General features: G+C 69.7%; 21 protein-coding genes and 1 pseudogene. 15 read left to right on the forward strand and 7 right to left on the reverse strand.

Annotated elements, in window-relative coordinates; all coding sequences use genetic code 11:
• Nucleotides 1-63: 63 nt before the first annotated feature.
• Nucleotides 64-1653, forward strand: coding sequence for an FAD-dependent oxidoreductase (locus OG714_RS02830; protein ID WP_406118266.1), 1590 nt, complete (start codon nt 64-66; stop codon nt 1651-1653).
• Nucleotides 1654-1713: 60 nt separating this feature from the next.
• Here OG714_RS02830 and OG714_RS02835 read toward each other — a convergent pair whose 3' ends face one another.
• Nucleotides 1714-2697 carry an NAD(P)/FAD-dependent oxidoreductase gene (locus tag OG714_RS02835; protein ID WP_406118267.1) on the reverse strand — a complete coding sequence of 328 codons (984 nt, stop codon included), beginning with the start codon at nt 2695-2697 and terminating at the stop codon, nt 1714-1716.
• 268 nt (nt 2698-2965) lie between these two features.
• Here OG714_RS02835 and OG714_RS02840 point away from each other — a divergent pair, with 268 nt between their 5' ends.
• Both OG714_RS02840 and OG714_RS02845 read left to right on the forward strand, forming a co-directional pair.
• Nucleotides 2966-3247 carry a ferredoxin gene (locus OG714_RS02840; RefSeq protein ID WP_406118269.1) on the forward strand — a complete coding sequence of 94 codons (282 nt, stop codon included), beginning with the start codon at nt 2966-2968 and terminating at the stop codon, nt 3245-3247.
• A 58-nt stretch (nt 3248-3305) separates the two neighbouring features.
• Entirely contained in the window at nt 3306-4748 is a 1443-nt protein-coding gene (locus OG714_RS02845) for an SRPBCC family protein (RefSeq protein ID WP_406118270.1), read from the forward strand.
• Nucleotides 4749-4811: 63 nt separating this feature from the next.
• Here OG714_RS02845 and OG714_RS02850 read toward each other — a convergent pair whose 3' ends face one another.
• Nucleotides 4812-5282: a cupin domain-containing protein gene (locus tag OG714_RS02850; protein WP_406118271.1), complete on the reverse strand. Its 471-nt coding sequence runs from the start codon at nt 5280-5282 to the stop codon at nt 4812-4814.
• 137 nt (nt 5283-5419) lie between these two features.
• Here OG714_RS02850 and OG714_RS02855 point away from each other — a divergent pair, with 137 nt between their 5' ends.
• From OG714_RS02855 to OG714_RS02885, 7 genes are all read left to right on the forward strand, one after another.
• Complete coding sequence (locus tag OG714_RS02855) at nt 5420-5887, forward strand: hypothetical protein (RefSeq protein WP_406118273.1); 468 nt, start codon at nt 5420-5422, stop codon at nt 5885-5887.
• Nucleotides 5888-6266: 379 nt separating this feature from the next.
• The gene (locus OG714_RS02860) at nt 6267-7541 is read left to right on the forward strand and encodes an ABC transporter substrate-binding protein (protein ID WP_406118274.1); all 1275 of its coding nucleotides are present in this window, start codon (nt 6267-6269) and stop codon (nt 7539-7541) included.
• Nucleotides 7542-7571: 30 nt separating this feature from the next.
• Nucleotides 7572-10370 carry an ABC transporter permease subunit gene (locus OG714_RS02865; RefSeq protein ID WP_406118276.1) on the forward strand — a complete coding sequence of 933 codons (2799 nt, stop codon included), beginning with the start codon at nt 7572-7574 and terminating at the stop codon, nt 10368-10370.
• Nucleotides 10367-11098, forward strand: coding sequence for an ABC transporter ATP-binding protein (locus tag OG714_RS02870; RefSeq protein WP_406118277.1), 732 nt, complete (start codon nt 10367-10369; stop codon nt 11096-11098). Before OG714_RS02865 ends, OG714_RS02870 begins: the two co-directional genes overlap by 4 nt.
• Before the next feature lie 105 nt (nt 11099-11203).
• Nucleotides 11204-11365 (forward strand): hypothetical protein, encoded by a 162-nt coding sequence (locus tag OG714_RS02875; protein WP_406118279.1) that lies wholly within the window; start codon nt 11204-11206, stop codon nt 11363-11365.
• Nucleotides 11366-11463: 98 nt separating this feature from the next.
• The gene (locus OG714_RS02880) at nt 11464-11616 is read left to right on the forward strand and encodes a hypothetical protein (protein WP_406118280.1); all 153 of its coding nucleotides are present in this window, start codon (nt 11464-11466) and stop codon (nt 11614-11616) included.
• The gene (locus OG714_RS02885) at nt 11616-12155 is read left to right on the forward strand and encodes a DUF2889 domain-containing protein (protein WP_406118282.1); all 540 of its coding nucleotides are present in this window, start codon (nt 11616-11618) and stop codon (nt 12153-12155) included. Before OG714_RS02880 ends, OG714_RS02885 begins: the two co-directional genes overlap by 1 nt.
• A gap of 39 nt (nt 12156-12194) precedes the next feature.
• On the opposite strand, the pseudogene OG714_RS02890 reads toward OG714_RS02885, so the two are convergent.
• From OG714_RS02890 to OG714_RS02900, 3 genes and pseudogenes are all read right to left on the reverse strand, one after another.
• Nucleotides 12195-13001, reverse strand: a pseudogene (locus OG714_RS02890) (NADP-dependent oxidoreductase).
• A 68-nt stretch (nt 13002-13069) separates the two neighbouring features.
• Nucleotides 13070-13255 (reverse strand): hypothetical protein, encoded by a 186-nt coding sequence (locus OG714_RS02895; RefSeq protein WP_406118284.1) that lies wholly within the window; start codon nt 13253-13255, stop codon nt 13070-13072.
• A 31-nt stretch (nt 13256-13286) separates the two neighbouring features.
• Nucleotides 13287-13916, reverse strand: a complete 630-nt coding sequence (locus OG714_RS02900) for a TetR/AcrR family transcriptional regulator C-terminal domain-containing protein (protein WP_406131701.1) — start codon at nt 13914-13916, stop codon at nt 13287-13289.
• A 50-nt stretch (nt 13917-13966) separates the two neighbouring features.
• Between OG714_RS02900 and OG714_RS02905 the strand changes: the two genes are divergently transcribed.
• Nucleotides 13967-14341, forward strand: a complete 375-nt coding sequence (locus OG714_RS02905) for a CocE/NonD family hydrolase C-terminal non-catalytic domain-containing protein (protein WP_406118286.1) — start codon at nt 13967-13969, stop codon at nt 14339-14341.
• A gap of 129 nt (nt 14342-14470) precedes the next feature.
• Here OG714_RS02905 and OG714_RS02910 read toward each other — a convergent pair whose 3' ends face one another.
• A complete protein-coding gene (locus OG714_RS02910; protein ID WP_390167743.1) occupies nt 14471-14836 on the reverse strand; it encodes a hypothetical protein in 366 nt (121 codons plus the stop codon).
• A 161-nt stretch (nt 14837-14997) separates the two neighbouring features.
• Between OG714_RS02910 and OG714_RS02915 the strand changes: the two genes are divergently transcribed.
• The 3 genes from OG714_RS02915 to OG714_RS02925 all read left to right on the forward strand — a co-directional run bounded on the left by OG714_RS02915 (nt 14998) and on the right by OG714_RS02925 (nt 16645).
• A complete protein-coding gene (locus tag OG714_RS02915) occupies nt 14998-15348 on the forward strand; it encodes a hypothetical protein (protein WP_406118288.1) in 351 nt (116 codons plus the stop codon).
• The gene (locus OG714_RS02920; protein WP_406118289.1) at nt 15345-16190 is read left to right on the forward strand and encodes a hypothetical protein; all 846 of its coding nucleotides are present in this window, start codon (nt 15345-15347) and stop codon (nt 16188-16190) included. Before OG714_RS02915 ends, OG714_RS02920 begins: the two co-directional genes overlap by 4 nt.
• A gap of 86 nt (nt 16191-16276) precedes the next feature.
• Nucleotides 16277-16645: a roadblock/LC7 domain-containing protein gene (locus OG714_RS02925; RefSeq protein ID WP_406118291.1), complete on the forward strand. Its 369-nt coding sequence runs from the start codon at nt 16277-16279 to the stop codon at nt 16643-16645.
• Here the strand turns inward: OG714_RS02925 and OG714_RS02930 are convergent.
• Nucleotides 16642-17574 (reverse strand): LacI family DNA-binding transcriptional regulator, encoded by a 933-nt coding sequence (locus tag OG714_RS02930; RefSeq protein WP_406118292.1) that lies wholly within the window; start codon nt 17572-17574, stop codon nt 16642-16644. The genes OG714_RS02925 and OG714_RS02930 overlap by 4 nt on opposite strands.
• Nucleotides 17575-17740: 166 nt before the next feature.
• On the opposite strand from OG714_RS02930, the gene OG714_RS02935 reads away from it, so the two are divergent.
• Nucleotides 17741-18688: an alpha/beta hydrolase gene (locus OG714_RS02935; RefSeq protein WP_406118294.1), complete on the forward strand. Its 948-nt coding sequence runs from the start codon at nt 17741-17743 to the stop codon at nt 18686-18688.

An 18688-nucleotide genomic window follows, 5' to 3' on the forward strand; every position in this document is an offset into this window, starting at 1 on the left:
GCCCTCTTCCGCAGGAGCCGGCCGTGTCCGTCCGATGCTCGACACTTCACGAGAGGGACCGCCATGAGCGGCGAAGGCACAGCTGATTCCTACGATGTCATCGTCGTCGGCTCGGGCGCGGGGCTGGTCGGCGCGTACGCCGCGGCCTCCCGCGGGCTGCGCACGCTGGTCATCGAGAAGACGGAGTACGTCGGCGGGACCACGGCCTATTCGGGCGCCGGGATCTGGCTGCCCGGCAACGCGGCCGAGCAGCGGGCCGGCGTCGAGGACGGCCCCGACGTCGCCCGCCCCTACCTCGACGCGATCGTCGGTGACGACTCACCGGCCGCGCTGCGGGAGGCCTTCCTCCAGGCCGGTCCCACCCTGATCGACGAGTTGGAGAAGAACCCGCGGTTCGGCCGGTTCTTCTGGCAGGGCGTGCCCGACTACTTCGCCGGCCGCCCCGGGAGCCTGCCCCAGGGCCGCACGATCTTCCCCGAGAACCTCGACCGGTCCGAACTCGGCGAGCTGGAGCCGCTGGTGCGCAGGCCGCTGTGGACGGAGCGCTGGGGAGTGGAGGTCCCGCGGGAGATGATCGGCGGGCAGGCCCTCATCGGCCGTGCGCTGCTCGCGTTCATGGAGACCGGCAACGGAACCGTGCGCACGAACACCGCGCTGGAGCGCCTCGTCGTCGAGGACGGAGCGGTCGTCGGGGTCGAGGCCCTGAGCGAGGGCGAGTCGGTGACCTTCCGTGCCGAGCGGGGCGTACTCCTCGCCGCCGGTGGCTACGAGCGGAACGGCGCGCTGCGTGAGCGGTTCCAGCCCGGTGTCACCGACGAGTGGACCCAGGGCTGCGAGGGCAACACAGGCGACGCCCTCACCGCGGGCATCGACATCGGCGCCGCGACCGACCTGCTCGACGAGTCGTGGTTCGCTCCGGGCCTCGTCGTACCCGACACCCGCCCGGTGTTCTACACGTCGGTCTGGAGCGGCATCTGGGTCAACTCCGCCGGACAGCGCTACCTCAACGAACGTCTCCCCTACGACCGCGCGGGTCACGAGATGCTCAAGGCGCACCGGTCCTCGCATGTGTCGCACCTGCCCACGCACTGGGTGTTCGACCAGCGCCAGCTCGACAACCGGCGGGCGTTCGCCGGGCTGCCGGTCGCGCCGCAGGTGCCCGGCTGGTTCGACGTCGAGAAGTTCCTCGCCGCGGGTGTCCTGAAGCGGGCCGACACGCTGGAGGAGCTGGCGGAGCTGATCGGCCTGCCCAAGGGGGCGCTGACCGAGAGCGTCGAGCAGTTCAACGGGTACGCCCGAGGCGGCAAGGACGAGCAGTTCGGTCGCGGTGAGGATCCCTGGGACCTGATGATCACGCACATGGCGGGGGCCCACACCGACGGGCCCAACCCCTGCCTGGGCGTGATCGACAAAGCGCCGTTCTACGCGGCCACGATCGTGCTGTCCGACCTGGGGACCAAGGGGGGCCTGAAGACGGACGAGCACGCGCGCGTGCTGCGGCCCGACGGCTCGGTGATCTCCGGTCTGTACGCGTCGGGGAACACGATGGCGCCGATGTCCGGCCGGATCTACCCGGGCGCGGGCGGTCCCGTGGGTTCGTCGATGGCGTTCTCCTACATCGCCGCCGTCGACATGGCGGACGAGGACCGGTAGACACGCGGAGCACGCCCAACTCCCTCTCGAAGGCGGTCTCTTCAAGAGGGAGTTCCGTGTTCAGGCGGATTCGGTCGAATGACCGGGGAACAGGGACAGCGCGGGGTCCAGGGCGACGGCGGCGTTGTTGACCGCGGTCGCCACCTCCCCGAAGCCGACTGACATCAGACGCACCTTCCCGGGGTACGCGGTGACGTCACCGGCCGCGTACACCCGGTCGACCGTGGTGCGCATCCTGGTGTCGACAACGATCGTGCGGCGCTCCAGTTCGACGCCCCAGTCGGCCAGTGGTCCAAGGTTGCTGATGAAACCGAGGGCGGCCACGACCGCGTCCACCTTCAGCACCCGGGGCTCCTCCTCCCCGTCGACCTTCAGGTGCGCATGGCGCAGCAGGTCGTCCCCGGCCAGGGTCTCCACCTGGGCGTTGATGACGATGTCGACGCCGCACGCGTGCAGTTCGCGCACGCTCGCCGCGTGGGCCCGGAACGTGCCGCGCCGGTGTACGAGGGTCACCGAGCGGGCGATCGGGTGCAGGGCGAGGGCCCAGTCGACCGCGCTGTCCCCGCCGCCGACGACGAGGACGTCACGGTCGGCGTGCTCCGCCGGGTCCGGCACGAAGTAGCTCAGCCCGCGCCCCAGGAACTCCTCCCCGGCCGGGAGGGTGCGCGGGGTGAACGTGCCGATCCCGGCGGTCAGTACGACCGCTCCGGCGTCGACGGTGATGCCGTCGGAGAGGGTGACCTGCGGACGTCCGTCGGGTGTGTGGGTGAGGTCGACGGCCTGGCGGCCGAGGAGGTACGTCGGGTCGAACGCGTCGGCCTGGTCCTTGAGGGCGGTGACGACTTCACGGCCGCGGGTGCCGGGGACGGCGGCGATGTCGCGGATCTCCTTCTCCGGGTAGAGCGCGGTGATCTGCCCGCCGCACTGCGGCAACGCGTCGACCAGGACGGTCCGCAGTCCGCGGAAGCCCGCGCAGTAGGCGCCGTAGAGCCCGACCGGGCCGGCTCCGACGATGAGGATGTCTGTGGTCACGGTCTCGGCCACGGGCCGACCTCCTGGGGAGAGTTGATGGGGCGCCCCGCCGACGGCGAGCACCTGCGCCGCGAAGACGGCCGTGGCCGCGCCCGTCACGTCTCGCGTTCGTCGAAGGCCCTCGGCCGGGCGAGTGTATGGCGGCCGCGAAAAGGGCCGTCGGCTCCGGTCCCGGCTGATGGGACGGGCGGTGGACGGCCCCGGACGCCGAGTGGAGAGTCGTTTTGACCGCCACCGCGATGACGGCACGGCGTCCGCAGGGACAAGGAGGGCGACACGCGTGAGCGATGAGGTGCGGGTGTGGATCGATCAGAAACTGTGCACGGGTGACGGTCTGTGCACCCAATACGCCCCGGATGTCTTCGAGTTCGGCGGCGACGGACTGGCCTACGTCAAGAACGCCGCCGACGGCGAACTGCTGACGCCCGAGGGCGCGCAGGCCGATGTGTCGGACCGGCTGCGTCTCGATGTGATCGACGCCGCCGACGAGTGCCCGGGCAACTGCATCCATGTGGTGCGGAGTGCCGACGGGACGGAGGTCGCCGGCCCCGACGCCGGCTGACGTCAGCTTGCGGCCGCCTGGAGCCGTACACGCATGTCGAGTGGAGGAGTGGTTATCGGTGTCTGCAGTGGTTGAGCCCCAAGTGGACCGTCGCGTTCCGTGGTTCGAGGGAGATGTGCCGGCCGAGAAGGTACCGGAGAAGTACCGGCTGTCCCGTGCGTTCGTGCCCAAGGGCCGCTATCTGGACGCCGAGTTCCTCAAGCTGGAACTGGACAAGGTCTTCACGAAGGCGTGGTTGCTGGCCTGCCGCCTGGAGGAGCTGCCGGGTGTCGGGTGTTTCGTCGAGTACGAGATCGGCGGTCATTCGATCCTGATCGTGCGGGAGAGCAAGGACTCGATCCGCGCCTACTTCAACGCGTGCCGGCATCGTGGCACGCGGCTGGCACGGGGCCGGGGCCGGGTCGGTTCGCTCATCTGCCCGTTCCACGGCTGGCGTTGGAACCTGGACGGTTCGATCAGGCTGGTGCTGGACCGTGAGGAGTTCGTGCCGCGCTCGGACGACGACCTGGGCCTGGTGCAGGTACGGGCGGAGCAGTGGGGCGGGTTCGTGTTCATCAACATGGACCCGGACGCGAAACCGCTTCTCGAATATCTCGATCCGATCCCGCGGATCTTCGCACCGTTCCAGTTCGAGAACATGCGGTACCGGTGGCACAAGAGCGTGCTGCTGCCGTGCAATTGGAAGACCGCGCTGGACGGATTCCTTGAGGCCTATCACGTGGCGGGAACGCATCCGCAGCTCTACCGCTTCGACAAGTCGAACACCAACATCGCCTCGATGAAGGAACTCGAGAACCGGATGTGGGCGCCGACGACCGTGTACGAGCGGCACGCCCACTATTCGAGCGTCGGCCCGAAGAAGAAGACGGCTCCCGAGAGCGCGGCCAAGGATCCGACGGACCGCGGCGGCACGGGAGGCATCACCGACGAACGGCTCGCCGTCGCGCTGAGTGTGCAGTACATCGCCGACGACATGCGGGGCCTGGAGAACGAGCGGAGCTGGCGGGCCGCCGAGGCGTTGAAGACGGCGGACGTGCCGGAGGGGATGACCGCCGGTCAGTACTACCTCCAGCTGTACAAGGAGTTGTCGCTCGCCGAGGGCTACGACTGGCCGGAGATCTCGCCCCAGCAGTGGGCGGAGGCCGGTACGGCGTGGAACGTGTTCCCGAACACGATCCTGCTGCCCAACCAGGGTTCGGTGTTCGGCTACCGGGCGCGCCCCGACGGTCTCGACCCTGATAGCTGCCTGTTCGAGATCTTCAGCCTGGACCAGATCCCCGTCGCCGACTACGACACGAAGCGGGACTTCCAGCCCCAGTTCTTCGAGGACTTCCGTGAGGCCGACCTCGGAGAGATCTTCACGCAGGACCTGCTGAACGCCAAGGAGGTGACCGTGGGCATGCACTCCCCCAGCTTCGACGGGCACCGGCTGAGCGAGGAGCAGGAGATGACCATCTACAACCATCACCGGGTGGCCGACCGGTTCCTCTGGACGGACTGACCCGTCCGACGCCCGATCCGTGGTCCCGGCTCCCAGGAGCCGGGACACGATCGTGTCGGCGACCTACCGCCGGACCCAGCCGACGTCGTGCCAGTAGGTCTCCAACTCCCGCACCGGCTTGGGCCAGGTCTCGATGTAGGTGACCCCCTCGGATCCCGCCGTCATCGTGTACGGCGTGCCGGCCCGGCTGAGGAAGACATCCCCCGGGCCCACCCGCACGGTCTGCGGCTCGCCCGACTCGTAGTGCTCGATGTGGTATTCGCCGGCGAAGACGAAGAGCATCTCGTCGACGTTGTGGTGGTGCCGGGGCACCGTGAAGTTCGGCCGCACGCGCAGCGGGTTGCGGTTGAAGCGCGGTACGTCGATGGGCTTGGTGGTCACCCACATCGCCCCGTCGAACGTCGCCGCGAAGTCCACGGGGGCGTCCCTCAGCAGACCGCCGTCGTTCCAGAAGTACTGGGGATGGCCCTGCTGCTCCAGGCCCATGGGAACCCAGTCCGCGTCTTCCACCAGATCACCGAATGTAAGAGTCACGCGGCGACCGTATGCGCGGCCCGACACGGTGTCGTCGAAAGGTTCCGCTCATCGAGACCCATCCGGCGAGAGCTGCCCGGTCCCGGCCAACGGGATTCGCGCATGACACCTCCCAACCCGGTCCCCACTATCGGGGCATGGGAATCGAGTTCTTCAATCTGCTGTCGGACGAGGGCTGGATCGAGCTGCCGGTCGACCAGTCCGCTCCCACGTATCTGTGGAACGAGGGCGGTCTCCTGGCCGATGCGCCGGTCGACATGGAGCAGACCTTCAAAGGGAACATGTGGTGGTCGACGAAGGTGGACCCGTCGTTCAACCTGAACGGCCTGCGGTGCGCGCCGAACTTCGCGGTTCCCCGCCACCATCACAACCTCGACGAGTTGATCATCGTCTTCGGCGGTGAGTTCCACGTCGCCTGGGGCGAGGACGGGGAAGAGGGCAGCCGGACCATCGGTCCGGGCGAGTTCTGGATCAGCGAGGCCGGGACTCCCTATCTCATGACGGCCGGAGCGGAGGGCGTCACTTACATCGAGACCTGGCCCGAGCCGATGGAGAACCTTGAGACGTACTGGCACGACGCGGGTTGGGTGCACCGCGACCACTGACCAGCCCACCCTCATATTCCGGCCCCTCATTCCAGGCTTCATGCCGGAAGAGGGGCCGACTGCATGGACAAGTCCCGCACGACCCATTCCAGCGTGACTCAATTACGTATACTCTTCTTGCTTGCGGCCACTCTTTGCGGAGATCGGCCGCCCCTCTCCCCGCATCGGAGCAGGGTCCGTCTCGTCGCCGGTCGTGGAACCTCGGCACGCCCTCGGCACGCCGGCCGGCATGGTCTGCCGCGGCGCCCGGCCCTCGTGCCGTTCGACCTCCACTCGCGGCTCTCTCCTCACTTTCTCGGACGGCAGCGTCGCCGCACGGCGCCGCCGGTCGCTGATCGCAGCGAGTGCCGGGCACTCGCCGACACGTTGGGACGCAGACATGATCGAGTCGGTCGGACGAGCCATCTCCTCACCCAGGTCACGCGCGTCGGTCGCGCTGGTGTCGGCCGCGGTCCTGCTCGCGGGATGCGGCAGCGGCGATGACGGCGACACCACCGCCACGGACAGCACGAAAGTCCCGGCCGCACTCGCGAGCGCCTTCCCCGGGAAGAAGGCCACCGGCGCACCGGTCAAGATCGGGCTCATCACCAACGAGGGCGGCTCCGCGATCAGCCAGCCCGAGACCAGGGAAGCCGCCCAGGCGGCCATGAAGTACGCCAACGCCAACCTGGGCGGCATCGCGGGCAGGCCGATCGAGTTCGCGATCTGCAAGACCAAGGAGGAACCGGCGACGGCGCGGGACTGCGCGAACCAGATGGTCGAGCAGAAGGTCGACGCGGTCGTCCTGACCAGCAGCGGCCTCGGCGACTCCATGGTGCCGATCGTCACCCAGGCCGGCATTCCCTGGACGACCGCCATCGCCGCGAGCAACTCCGAGGGCACCACCGCCAACGCCTTCTCCTGGACGGGCGGTTTCCCGACGACCATGACGTCGATGGCCGCGTACGCGAAGGACAAGGGCTACAAGAAGGTCGCCGCGTTCGTGATCGACGCTCCGGCCGCGGTGAGCGGTATCGAGGCCATCGGCAAACCCGTCTTCGCCAAAGCGGGTGTCGGCCTGCAGATAGTGACGGTGGCCGCAGGCACACCGGACGCGTCTCCGCAGGTGAGCGCCGCGCTGCGGAAGAAGCCCGATGCTGTCGCCGTCGTAGCGGATCCGACGGTCTGCACCTCGGTGCTCCAGGCGATGGGCACGCTCGGCGCCGGCATCGCCCGGATGACCGTCCAGTCGTGTGTGTCCCCCGAGGTCGTCGAGGCCGTGGGCGCGGGCATGGACGGCGTGCAGGTCTTCAGCAGTTTCGACGTGGCCAGCGACGACCTCGAGGCGCAGCTCTACCGGCAGGTGATGAAGGAGTACAGCCCCGACACCTCGGCCACGGGATACGCGGCGATCGGCTACCAGGGCGTGCTCGCCCTGGTGCGCGCGCTGCACGGCCTGACGGGCACGGTCGCCCCGAAGACGATCACGGCCGCGCTGCACTCGGCGAAGAACGTCGTCCTGCCCGCCGGTCACGGCATCACGTTCACCTGCGACTCCAAGGCGGTACCGGGGCTGCCCGCGGCCTGCTCGGCGAAGGAGGTCACCGGCACGGTCTCCGACGGCAAGTTGAGGCAGATGCGGGTCGTCGATCCCAGTCCGTTGTTCGCACGCTAGTCGCAGCAGCCGGAAGGGACGGTCTCGCCGATGAGCCAGTACGTCGTGTTTCTGTTGCTCGGGCTGGGAAGCGGTGCGGTGTTCGGCGCGCTCGCGCTGGCCCTGGTGCTCACCTTCCGCAGTTCCGGGGTGGTCAACTTCGCCACCGGGGCGATCGCGTTGTACAGCGCGTACACCTACGCGTTCCTGCGCCAGGGCGAGTTGCTGGTGCCGCTGCCGGGCGTACCGAAGAAGGTCGGGCTCGGCGGCCCGCTCGGTCTCTTCCCGGCGGTGGTCATCTCCCTTGCCCTCACTGCCCTGTTGGGGGTCGTGCTGTACGGGCTGGTGTTCCGGCCGCTGCGGACCGCGCCGCCGGTGGCGAAGGCCGTCGCCTCGATCGGGGTGATGCTGGTGGTCCAGGCCGTGCTCGCCGCGGCGGTGGGCACGGGGGCGGTGTCGGTCAAAGCGATCCTGCCCAACGATCCGGTGTCCTGGGGCGGTTCACTGCTCCCCGGTGACCGGCTGTGGTTCGCGGCGGTGATCGTCGTACTGACCCTCGTCCTGGCGCTGGTGTTCCGGCTGACCCGGTTCGGCCTCACGGCCCGGGCGGCGGCGGAGTCGGAGAAGGGCGCGCTGGTCAGCGGACTGTCGCCGGAGCGGATCGCGGTGGCGAACTGGGCGCTCAGCTCGGCCATCGCCGGTCTGTCCGGCATCCTGATCGCGCCGATCGTGCCGCTGGTCCCGGTCTCCTACACGCTGTTCATCGTGCCGGCCCTGGCGGCGGCGCTGGTCGGCAACTTCACGGCGCTGATCCCGGCCGTGGGAGCGGGCCTGGTCATCGGGATGCTCCAGTCGGAACTGCAGTTCCTGCAAGGGAAGTGGTCATGGCTCCCCCAGACCGGTCTGGCCCAACTCGTCCCGCTGGCCGTCATCTTGGCCTATCTGGTGGTCCGCGGCCGACCGCTGCCCACACGCGGCTCGCTGATCCAGCAAGCGTTGGGCCGGGCTCCACGGCCCAACAGCATCCTGGTACCGGCCGTCGTGAGTACGGTCCTGGGTGTCGTCGTGCTCTTCGCGACCACCGGGAGCATCCGCGCCGCGGTGATCACCTCACTGACCCTGGCGGTGATCTCGCTGTCGCTGGTGGTCGTCACCGGGTTCGCCGGGCAGATCTCGCTGGCGCAGCTGACCCTGGCCGGGGTCGGCGCGTTCAGCCTGAGCAGACTGAGCGTCGAATGGGGTATCCCCTTTCCGTTCGCTCCGCTGCTGGCGGCCTTGGCTGCGATGGTGATCGGCGTGGTGATCGGGCTGCCCGCGCTGCGGATCCGCGGTCTGCCGGCGGCGGTGGTGACGGTCGCGCTTGCGGTGGCGTTGGAGGCGTTCTGGTTCCGCAACACCGAGCTGAACGGCGGCCTCGGCGGCTCGAAGGTGCCCGCGCCCCGTCTGTTCGGGATCGACCTGGGCATCGGGGCCGGTGAGGACTATCCGCGGATCCCGTTCGCGCTGCTGTGTCTCGTGGTGCTGCTGCTGGTCGGCCTGGGCGTGGCATGGCTGCGTCGCAGTCTGCTCGGCGCCGCGATGCTCGCCGTGCGCGCCAACGAGCGGTCGGCCGCGGCGGCGGGCATCGACGTCGCCCGTACGAAGATCGTCGCCTTCGCGATCGGGGCGTTCATCGCCGGGCTCGGCGGCGCGCTGCTGGGCTATCAACAGACCGTCGCCGACGCCGAGATGTTCACCGCGATCGGCGGTCTCGGCCTGTTCGCGACCGCCTACCTGGCCGGCATCACCTCACTGTCCGGCGGCCTCGTCGCCGGGGTGATGGGAGCCGGCGGCCTGCTGCCCGTCCTCCTGGACCGGGCCCTGTCCATCGGCGAGTGGTACGACGTGATCATGGGCATCGGCCTGGTCCTCACCGTGATCACGAACCCCGAGGGCGTCGTCGGCCCGGCCCACGAACTGACAGCCCGCCTACGGCGTTTGCGCCGCCCGGCCACCGTCGACTCCGACAACTCCGAAGACGAGCAGGACACCGACGTGCTCACCGGGGCGGCACCGGCCGCCCTACCACCGGTCCCCGAGCCGGGCGAGGTGGTCCTCTCGGTCCGCGATGTCGGGGTGCGCTACGGCGGTGTGGTGGCCGTCGACGCGGTCTCCTTCGATGTGCGCTCGGGCGAGATCGTGGGCGTGATCGGGCCCAACGGCGCCGGGAAGACCACCCTCCTCGACGCGATCAGCGGCTACAACCGCAGTACGGGAACAGTCGAGTTCGACGGCCGGACGATCTCCTCGCTGAAGCCGCACCAGCGCGGACGGGCGGGCCTCGGACGCACCTTCCAGGGCATCGAACTCTACGAGGACCTCAGCGTCGAGGAGAACGTGCTGGTCGGCGAAGCGGCCGCCCGGCACGGCGGCGACCATGTCGGCACCATGCAGGGTCTTGAGCTGCGGAACCGACTGTTCGAGACGCTGCACCTGAGCCGGTTCCGGGCCCAGCCGGCGCGTGAACTCTCCCAGGGCAGGCGGCAGTTGGTGTCCATCGCACGGGCCCTGGCCGGTCGTCCCCGGATGCTGCTGCTCGACGAGCCCGCGGCCGGCCTGGACAGCTCGGAGAGCCGGTGGCTGGGTGACCGGCTGCGGGCCGTGCGGGCCGACGGCGTGACGGTCCTGCTCATCGATCACGACATGGGGCTGGTGCTCGACGTGTGCGACCGGATCGTCGTCCTGGACATCGGAAAGGTCATCGCGGACGGAACTCCCGCCGAGATCAAGGCCGATCCGCGGGTCGCCACCGCCTACCTGGGTGCGACGCACGCCGATACCGACGAGGTGCGCGGGGAGGTCGTCCAGTGACCGGGCAGGAACTGCTGACGTGCGAGGGCGTGGACGCGGGCTACACCAAGGGACGGCCGGTGGTGCGCGGCTTCGACCTGAAGCTGCTCCCCGGTGAGGTCACTGCCCTGCTGGGGCCCAACGGGGCGGGAAAGACAACCCTGTTGATGACCCTCGCAGGCCTGCTGCCACGCCTCGACGGATCGGTGACGCTCGACGGACGGGAGATCCGTGGCGGGCGGGCGCGTGAGGCCGCCCGGCGGGGACTGGTCCTCGTGCCCGACGACCGGTCCCTGTTCACCCAGCTCACCGTGCGGGACAACCTGACACTCGCGCGGCGGCGCCGGGGCAGCACCGTGGACCAGGTGCTCGGCTTCTTCCCGGCACTGGGCAAGCGCCTGAAGGTCGCGGCCGGGATGCTCTCCGGTGGGGAGCAGCAGATGCTGGCCCTGGGCCGGGCCATGATCCAGGACCCTCGGGTACTGCTCGTCGACGAGTTGAGCATGGGGCTGGCCCCGGTGATCGTCGAGGAGTTGCTGCCGATCGTACGGCGGATCGCCGAGGACACCGGCACGGCGGTCGTGCTGGTCGAGCAGCATGTCCGGCTGGCGCTCGACGTGGCGGACCGGGCGATGGTCCTGGTGCACGGTGAGACGGTGTTGAGCGGATCCACCGCGCAACTCACGGCGGATCCCGGTCTGTTGGAGCGCGCCTATCTCGGCGAGCGGGCAGCGGACTCAGTCTCGTGACCACGCTCCCGATTTCCCGTAATGGGGATACTCATTAGGTCGATCGAGTACGGAGGGATCGTCGCGGGTCCCGCGACACGGGGACCCCATGAACGAAAGCGAAGCATGAGGAACAGCAGCCCGTACGACGACCCGACGCTCGGCCTGGACCTCCCCGAGCCGGAGCGTGCCCCGCAGGCCGGGCCGTGGCCCCGGGCGGCGGCCCTTGACGGCTCGGGCGGCTCGGGCAGCTCGGCCGGAGATGGGTACGGCGAGATGTGCTTGTAGTCCTCCGTCGGCGACACCTGCTTCTCCAGGCTCCCCTGCCCGGTCTCATACACCCGGGTTCTCGGCTTTGTCGACGGAGCTGTAGACGAAGTGCCGAAGTGGCGGCACCCGACATCCTGGCCGCGACACCGCTCCACCTGCTGGTCGACGATCTTCCCGGTGCCACGCTGGTCTCCGGCGCGGCGTTTCGGCCGTGGTACGGCATGGGGCGCTACCTGGCGGGCAAGGCGGACGTCTCCGCCGCAGAGTGATGGCCGGGGTCTGCGCCGGATACCAGGAAGGATCGAGCGCGCTGGCGCCCGACGGCACCCTCCGGTGGGCGCAGCGTCGCGAACGGGCCGTCGAACTCGACGCCGTCGACGACGACTTGGCCTGGCACGAGGTCGTCGACCACCGCGCTGTCTCCATGCGCCGTGCACGGCGGCTGGATCTGTGGACGCGTGTGGACACGGTCCAGGTCGACGCGTTCTTCCAGGACTCCTCGACCCTCCCTGAGGGTGGTCGGCAGGCGATCCACGAGTACGCCCTGACCGCGCGGGCGGACGCGGCCGATTTCGTCCTACGGTCGGTCGGCCCGGTTCCCCGTGTGCTCCCCCACCGTGAGTGCCCGCTCGCCGTTCCGAACACGTCCCGTCTCATCGGTGTCCCGCTGGGAGAGCTCCGTCCCAGGGTTCTAGGCGAGTTGAGCGGCATCGCCGGCTGCACGCACCCACCTCAACGACATGCTGCGCTCGCCGACGCACCGGCACTGGCCGCGAAGCTCGGTTCCCTTGCGGTCACCGGCCGGTGACCGCAAGGGAACCGGCGCGCGACACAGGATTCACGTCCATCATGCCGGTCGGTCGACGACGAGGACGAGCCTGCCGCGGACCCGGCCGTGTTCACTGATGCGGTGGGCTTCGGCGATGTCGGCGAGAGGGAACGTCTTGTCGACGGGGAGCCAGAATCGGCCGGTCTCGATCAACTCGCCGATCGTGTGCAGCGAGCGGAACGCGTGGCCGTCCTTGAAACCGCTGCTGAAGTGCACTCCGTAGTCCGTGGAGCCCTGGAGGTCGGCAAGGGTGATGACGTGCTTGGCGTCGCCGGTCAGTTCGATCAGCTCGGGCAGGACACCACTGCCGACGATGTCCAGGGCTACGTCCACGCCGCCGGGGGCCAGGGCGCGGACCCGCTCGGTCATGCCGTCGCCTTAGGTGACGGGTTCCGCGCCGAGCAGGTTCAGGTAGTTCTGGTTGGCGGCGCCGGCCGCGCCGATGACGCGGGCGCCACGGGCGACGGGCAGGCCTGCGGCATCGATGAATCCGAGCGAGGCGGGGATGGGCGCGCGGTAGGTGAGTGGTGCCAGCTCGACCGCGCCTGCGGCGTTGTCGCTCACGCCGAAGACACGGTCTCCGACGCGTACATCGCCTACGCCTTCGCCGATCTCGTCAACCACGCCCGCGACGTCGGTGCCGGTGGTCTGCGGGAGTGTGGCGCCGAAGGAGAGTTCGCCGGCGCGCAGTTTCCAGTCGGTGCCGCTGATGCCGACGGCATGGACCTTGACGCGGACCTGGCCGGGGCCGGGGTGCGGGTCGGGGAGGTCGGTGATGTGCAGGACCTCGGGGCCCCCGTACTCGCTGAACTGGACGGCCTTCATGACTTTCCCTTTTCAGGTGGGCGCCGGTCGGCCGAGGCCTGCTGCGGCTGCGGAATGCGTGGGCGGTGTCAGCGCGCGGCGGCGGGCTGTGCGTCGTCGGAGACGATGAGCGAACCGCTTCGGAACATGAGGGCGGTCAGGATGCCGCAGGCCAGGAACACCACTGAGGAGGCCCAGTACACCAGGTGGCGGCCGGCCAGGATCTGCTTCCGCGAGGCCGAACCCGCGTGGTCCTCGACGGTCGAATGCAGCACAACCATCAGTCGCGTAGCGGTGTTCCCGTGCCTATGAGGTCTGTCTCCTGCCTTGATCGGTGTGTCCCCCGAAGAGCAGCCGGAGCGCGTGGTCGAAGCGTTCGTGTCCCTCGCCGGAGTGGGTCTCCTCCGCCGACGCGACCGTGATCGGGAAGAGGTCCGGGGGCAGCATTTTCAGTCGGTCGACGATGTTGTCCCGCGCTGCGGGACTGCCGTCCGGGCCCCGCTCGGTTGTCCGCCTGGGGGCTACGACGCTGTAGGCGCCGATGTAGAGGAAGGCCGCGTCACTCGCCCACGCCGCCGAGCGGACACTTGCCCCGCCGGCCACGAGGAGCGCGAGGAGCGCTTCGTTGATGCGCAGCGTGTCCAGGCTGTGCGGGGCGCCGGCCACCGTGGCGCGCCACATTCCCGGATACCTGAGGTACTGGTCGCGCAGTTGCCGGCAGACATCCAGTGCCTGGTCCATCCACCGGTCCGGGTCCGGTTCGGGCAGCACCACCTGCGAACAGAGCTTCCCGACCATCAGGTCGTCGAGTTCCGCCTTGTCCGTCACATGCGAATACGGCGCCCCCGGCGTGGCATCCAGCGCGGTGGCCACCCGGCGCATGGTCACAGCGTCGAACCCGTGGGCTTCGGCGAGCCGCAGAGCGGCGTCGACGATCCGCCCGGCGGTGAGCGGCTCCCGTCGCGCGGCCGTGGGCCCACGCGGATGTGTTCGTCCGGCTGTGCGACGCCGACGCCGAGGGCCGCTCGATGAACGTGTGCGACGGCCTGGTCGGTCTGGCCGACGCCGACCGGACCTCCCGTGCGACGGTACGGCTGTGGCCGACGGCCCACCGCTTCCGGCGCGGTAACCGCATCCGGGTCCAGGTGTCCAGCGGTGCTTTCCCCCGCTACAACCGCAATCCGGGCACCGGGGAACCCAGGGCGACGGCCACGACTCTCCGCGCCGGGAACCAGGAGGTGTTCCACGACCCCGGACACCCGTCCGCGGTACTCCTGCCGGTCCGTCCGGCGATACGGAAAAACGGCTCGGCCGAGCGCGAGCTCGATAAAGGACCAGACATGAGTGGACTAGACAATTAAGCCGCTTCAACTCCCACGTGATGTCCCGGAATACGGCGTCTCCAGGACCCGGTCGGGTCTCGGCGCATATTGCCCCACCAAGACCCGACCGACATCACGACTACTCAATTGTCATATGCCTCAGCGTGCTTATACCTCCAGGGTGGACTCAAGCCGCTTGAGGTTATGCCTCGCCAGCGCCAGATTGCTGCGCTCCCGGTCCAGCGCCAGATACAGGAAGAGCGAACCGCGGGCACTCGCCAGCGGCCTGATCAGGTGGTACTGCTGACCGAGGGTGATCAGGATGTCCTCGATGCGGTCGTCCACGTTGATGGACTTCAGCGTGCGCTGCTTGGCCCGCACGACCTCGGTGTTGCCCGCCCCCGCGACCTCCAGGTCCAGATGCGGGCCGCCGCCCAGCGCCCCCAGCGTCATGCCGCTCTCGTAGTCGACCAGGGACACCCCCAGGGCCCCGTCGATAGTCATCGCTTCCTTGAGTGTCGCTTCAATGTTCACGTGGTGCCTCGTTCCCCTCACCCCGGCGAGATTCGGCATCTCGCCACGAAAACGGTCTCAATGCGAGCCGTTCGGGTAACAGACAACACCATCTTTGGTCAGAGTTGCGATAGTTGGCAAATAAAGTAGTCTGCTCGCCGGAGTGACCGAAGGGGGGACCTTTGTCATCGCTGGACGCCGCGCTGGGCCGCGCCCTGAGCACGCCGGGCATCAGCGGAGCCGCGGTACTCGATGCCGTCACCGGCCTCTCCTATGCGGAGTCGGGTGATATGAGTGCCAGTCAGGACTCCTGCGAAATAGCCGAATTGGCCCGCACCCGCCTCGTTCGGGCAGGCGCGTCAGGGGAGTTGGAGAGCGTCATCGTGACGACCTCCACCCGGCATCTCGTGACGATCCAGCTCCCGCGGCAGGGCGACCCCTTGTTGCTGTGCGCGACCGTCGACCGCGACCGCACGAACCTCAGCTCGGCGCTGCGCGAACTGAGGCTGCACGCCGACGAGTTGCTGGCATGACGGAAGGCACCGAGGAGCCGCTCCCCGACTCCCGCAATATTCCCGCCCTGTTGGCGGCGCTCCGGACCCAACACCGTTCCTGCACGGTGGCCGTGACCGGCACCCCCGGCGGCTCGATCCATGTGCGCGACGGTCTTGTGGTGGCCATGGAGACCCCCGGCGCACCGGGCATCGAGGGGTTGCTGCTGAGGTCGGGCCGGATCGGCGAGCAGGCGTGGTCGGCGGTCCGCGCCTCCGACACCACCCACGAACACCTCGCCGCCGAGCTCGTGGACCGCGGACTCGTCGGCGCCGGCGAGCTGGAGGTCATCAGTCTCAGCGCGCTCTTCGACGCGGCCTTCGCGCTCTCCCTGTCCGTACCCGACAGCTGGGAAGTGACCGAGCCCGTACCGACGTTGTACCGCAACGCGGGAGTCACCCCCGAGCGACTCCTCGGCGAGGTGTCCCGACGTATCAACTTCCTTGCCGGGGAGCCCGGTTCGGTCGCCGCTCTCGCCCGCACCCGTATGCAGCCGGCGTCCACCGCGCACCTCTCCGAGCCCGTCGACAGGCTTCCGGCCCGGCACCGAGCCGTCCTGGCCGCCGCGGACGGACGCAGGACGGCGAGGGACATCGCCTTCGCCCTCGGCCGGGGTCTCTTCGCCGTCATGATCGACCTACGACATCTGCTGGACCGCGGTCTCGTCCGCCCGCACACACACCCGACGAACGGCCGGCCGAGCACGGCGGCGCGCAACGCACCCTCCGTGGTGCCCCCCTCCGCCATGGCGCCGCCCGCCGCATCCCTCCCGCGTCGCCTCCCCGGCCGCAACTCCGCGCCGGCCCGCCGACCTCACGACTGAACCGCCCCTCCCACAGCCATGTCCCCACCGGGCTCCCCTCCTGACTCGTTCTCCCATCGCCTGCACGCAAACAGGAAGAAGACGCCATGAGCGACCCCGTGACCGACCTCCTCATCGCCCTGCGGGACAACGTGATGGGAGTCACCGAAACCACACTGGCCACCAGCGACGGGCTCGTCGTGGCGAGCGACACGACCAAGACCCACCCCGAGTCCATGGCCGCGGTGGCGGCGGCGACCCTCGCCCTCGGCCACCGCCTCTCCGATCAGGGCGGCACCGGCCACCTCCGCGAGATCAGCGCGCGCTGCAGCACGGGTCACGTCATCGTGACGGCCGTAGGAGAACGGGCACTGCTCGCCGTGGTCGCGGACGACGGCCTGGACCAGGCGGCGTTCCGCCGCGAGATCCCGGCCATCACGGCGAAACTGCGCCGGCATCTGGACGAGGACGTCTAGGCGGACTCGCGGACGATCACCCGAGCCGGTCGCGACGCGGCGTCCGCCGCCGGCAGGCCCAGCGCGGTGCGTGCGGCGCTGCGGCCGATGGCCTCCGCGTCGATGTGCACGGTGGTCAGAGCGGGCGAGAACAGCGCTCCGTGCGGGGTGTCGTCGAACCCGACGACGGCGAGGTCCTGCGGTGCGCGCAGCCCGAGGCGTCTCATCGCGGCGAGCGTGACGAGCGCGAGATCGTCGTTGTAGGCGAGGACGGCCGTGACGTCCGGGTGGTCGGTACGGAAGGCCCGCAGCCGCTCCTCGGCGGCGCCGAGGCTGCCGGGCAGGACGAGCGCGGGGCAGGCGGGCAGGCCCGCTGTGTGCGTGGCCTGCCGGATGAGCCGCTCTCGCAGACCGGCCAGAGCTTGGAGTTCCGGGGTGTCCGGCATGACGGTTGCGAGGTGCCGGTGGCCTCGGTCGACCAGGTACCGGACCGGGACGTCGGCCTGCGCGGAGAACGCGTCGAGGGACGTCTCGGCGTCGGTGACGATGTCGTCCGCGCGACCCGCGTCTCCCAGGTCGATCACCGCCCGGGCGGAGACGGCCTGCGCCACGTCGGAGAGGGCCTGCGAGGAGAGATGGCCGTGCAGCACCAGCAACACGTGCTGGTGCGCGGCGAGTTCGGCGTCGAGGCCCCGGATATAGCTGCCGAGACTGCTGCCGGTGGGCACGCCCTCGATGTTGAGCAGGACGATGCGGGACGCCCCTTTGCGCAGCGCCTGCGCCGAGCCGTTCGGGACGTAGCCGAGTTCGCGCGCGGCCTGCCGTACCCGTTCCCGTGTCTCCTCGGAGACGTGCCCGGCCGCCCCGTTGAGAACGAAGCTCACCGTGGTCTGTGAGACCCCGCTGGCCCGGGCGACGTCCTTGGCTGTCGCGCGCGTGGACCTGCTCACTCTCTCGCTCCTCGGAACGGGGCCCGGCGGCCGGGTCTCCTGCGTGCGGTCTGATCTGGGGCTTGTGCGGTGCGGGATGCGCTGGATACCGTACCGCAGACAGGTGGTAATACGTTTTACCAGTTGCGGGATGCGTACTGCGTACCTGATGCGAGGAGAGGCGCCCATGAAGCTCGACCTGGTCGACCCGGAACTGCGGCGCGCCGTCGCGCGGATGCCGCGGCTGCCGGTCCGCCGGACGTGGGGACGGCGCGTGGTGCGCGCCCTGGTCGTCCGGCACGGGCCGGGCGACCCGGTCGAGGGCGTCGACGTCCGCGTCCTCGACGAGGGCCGGGGCATGCGCGTGTACACACCCGCCGGTGGCGGTTCGGGCGCGGCGCTGCTGTGGGTGCACGGCGGCGGGTACGTCATCGGCGACGTCGTCCAGGACAACGCCTTCTGCGCCCTGACAGCCCGCGAGTCGGACATCGTCGTCGTCTCGACGAACTACCGCCTCGCCCCCGAACACCCCTTCCCGGCCGCGCTCGACGACGTCTTCGCCGCATGGCGATGGGTGCAGGAATCGGCCGCGTCACTCGGGATCGACCAAGCGCGCGTCGCCGTAGGGGGTGCCAGCGCGGGCGCGGGTCTGGCCGCCTGCCTGACACAGCGGCTGCACGACGCCGACGGGGTCCAGCCGGTCGGGCAGTGGCTTTTCTCCCCCATGCTCGACGACCGCACCGCCGCGCGGCGCGAACTGGACGACGTACGGCACCGGGTGTGGCACAACGCGGCGAACCGAACCGGTTGGGCCGCCTATCTCGGTACCGGGCCCGGCGCCTCCCGCGCCCCCGACCACGCGGTCGCGGCCCGGCGCACCGACCTGAGCGGGCTGCCACCGGCCTGGATCAGCGTCGGCGACATCGACCTGTTCGCCGACGAGTGCCGCACGTATGCCGACCGCCTGCGCGACGCGGGCGTGGCCTGCGAGTTCGACCTCGTGCCCGGCGCTCCGCACGGCTTCGAGACCTGGGCTCCCGGCACCCGTATCGCCCGGGCGCTGCTGGAGCGCGGCCGTGCCTGGCTGCGTACACGGGTGGCCGGACCGACCTCGACGGCATCCGGTGAGGCCTGA

The organism is Streptomyces sp. NBC_00989 (genome assembly GCF_045162655.1).
GTDB lineage: Bacteria > Actinomycetota > Actinomycetes > Streptomycetales > Streptomycetaceae > Streptomyces.

Excerpts from the sequence above, each read along its gene's own strand:
- OG714_RS02885 (WP_406118282.1), top strand. The coding sequence starts at position 11,616 with ATGGCCGGGGTCTGCGCCGGATACCAGGAAGGATCGAGCGCGCTGGCG.
- OG714_RS02935 (WP_406118294.1), top strand. The coding sequence starts at position 17,741 with ATGAAGCTCGACCTGGTCGACCCGGAACTGCGGCGCGCCGTCGCGCGG.
- OG714_RS02830 (WP_406118266.1), top strand. The coding sequence starts at position 64 with ATGAGCGGCGAAGGCACAGCTGATTCCTACGATGTCATCGTCGTCGGC.
- OG714_RS02855 (WP_406118273.1), top strand. The coding sequence starts at position 5,420 with ATGGGAATCGAGTTCTTCAATCTGCTGTCGGACGAGGGCTGGATCGAG.
- OG714_RS02920 (WP_406118289.1), top strand. The coding sequence starts at position 15,345 with ATGACGGAAGGCACCGAGGAGCCGCTCCCCGACTCCCGCAATATTCCC.
- OG714_RS02875 (WP_406118279.1), top strand. The coding sequence starts at position 11,204 with ATGAGGAACAGCAGCCCGTACGACGACCCGACGCTCGGCCTGGACCTC.
- OG714_RS02925 (WP_406118291.1), top strand. The coding sequence starts at position 16,277 with ATGAGCGACCCCGTGACCGACCTCCTCATCGCCCTGCGGGACAACGTG.
- OG714_RS02860 (WP_406118274.1), top strand. The coding sequence starts at position 6,267 with ATGATCGAGTCGGTCGGACGAGCCATCTCCTCACCCAGGTCACGCGCG.
- OG714_RS02865 (WP_406118276.1), top strand. The coding sequence starts at position 7,572 with ATGAGCCAGTACGTCGTGTTTCTGTTGCTCGGGCTGGGAAGCGGTGCG.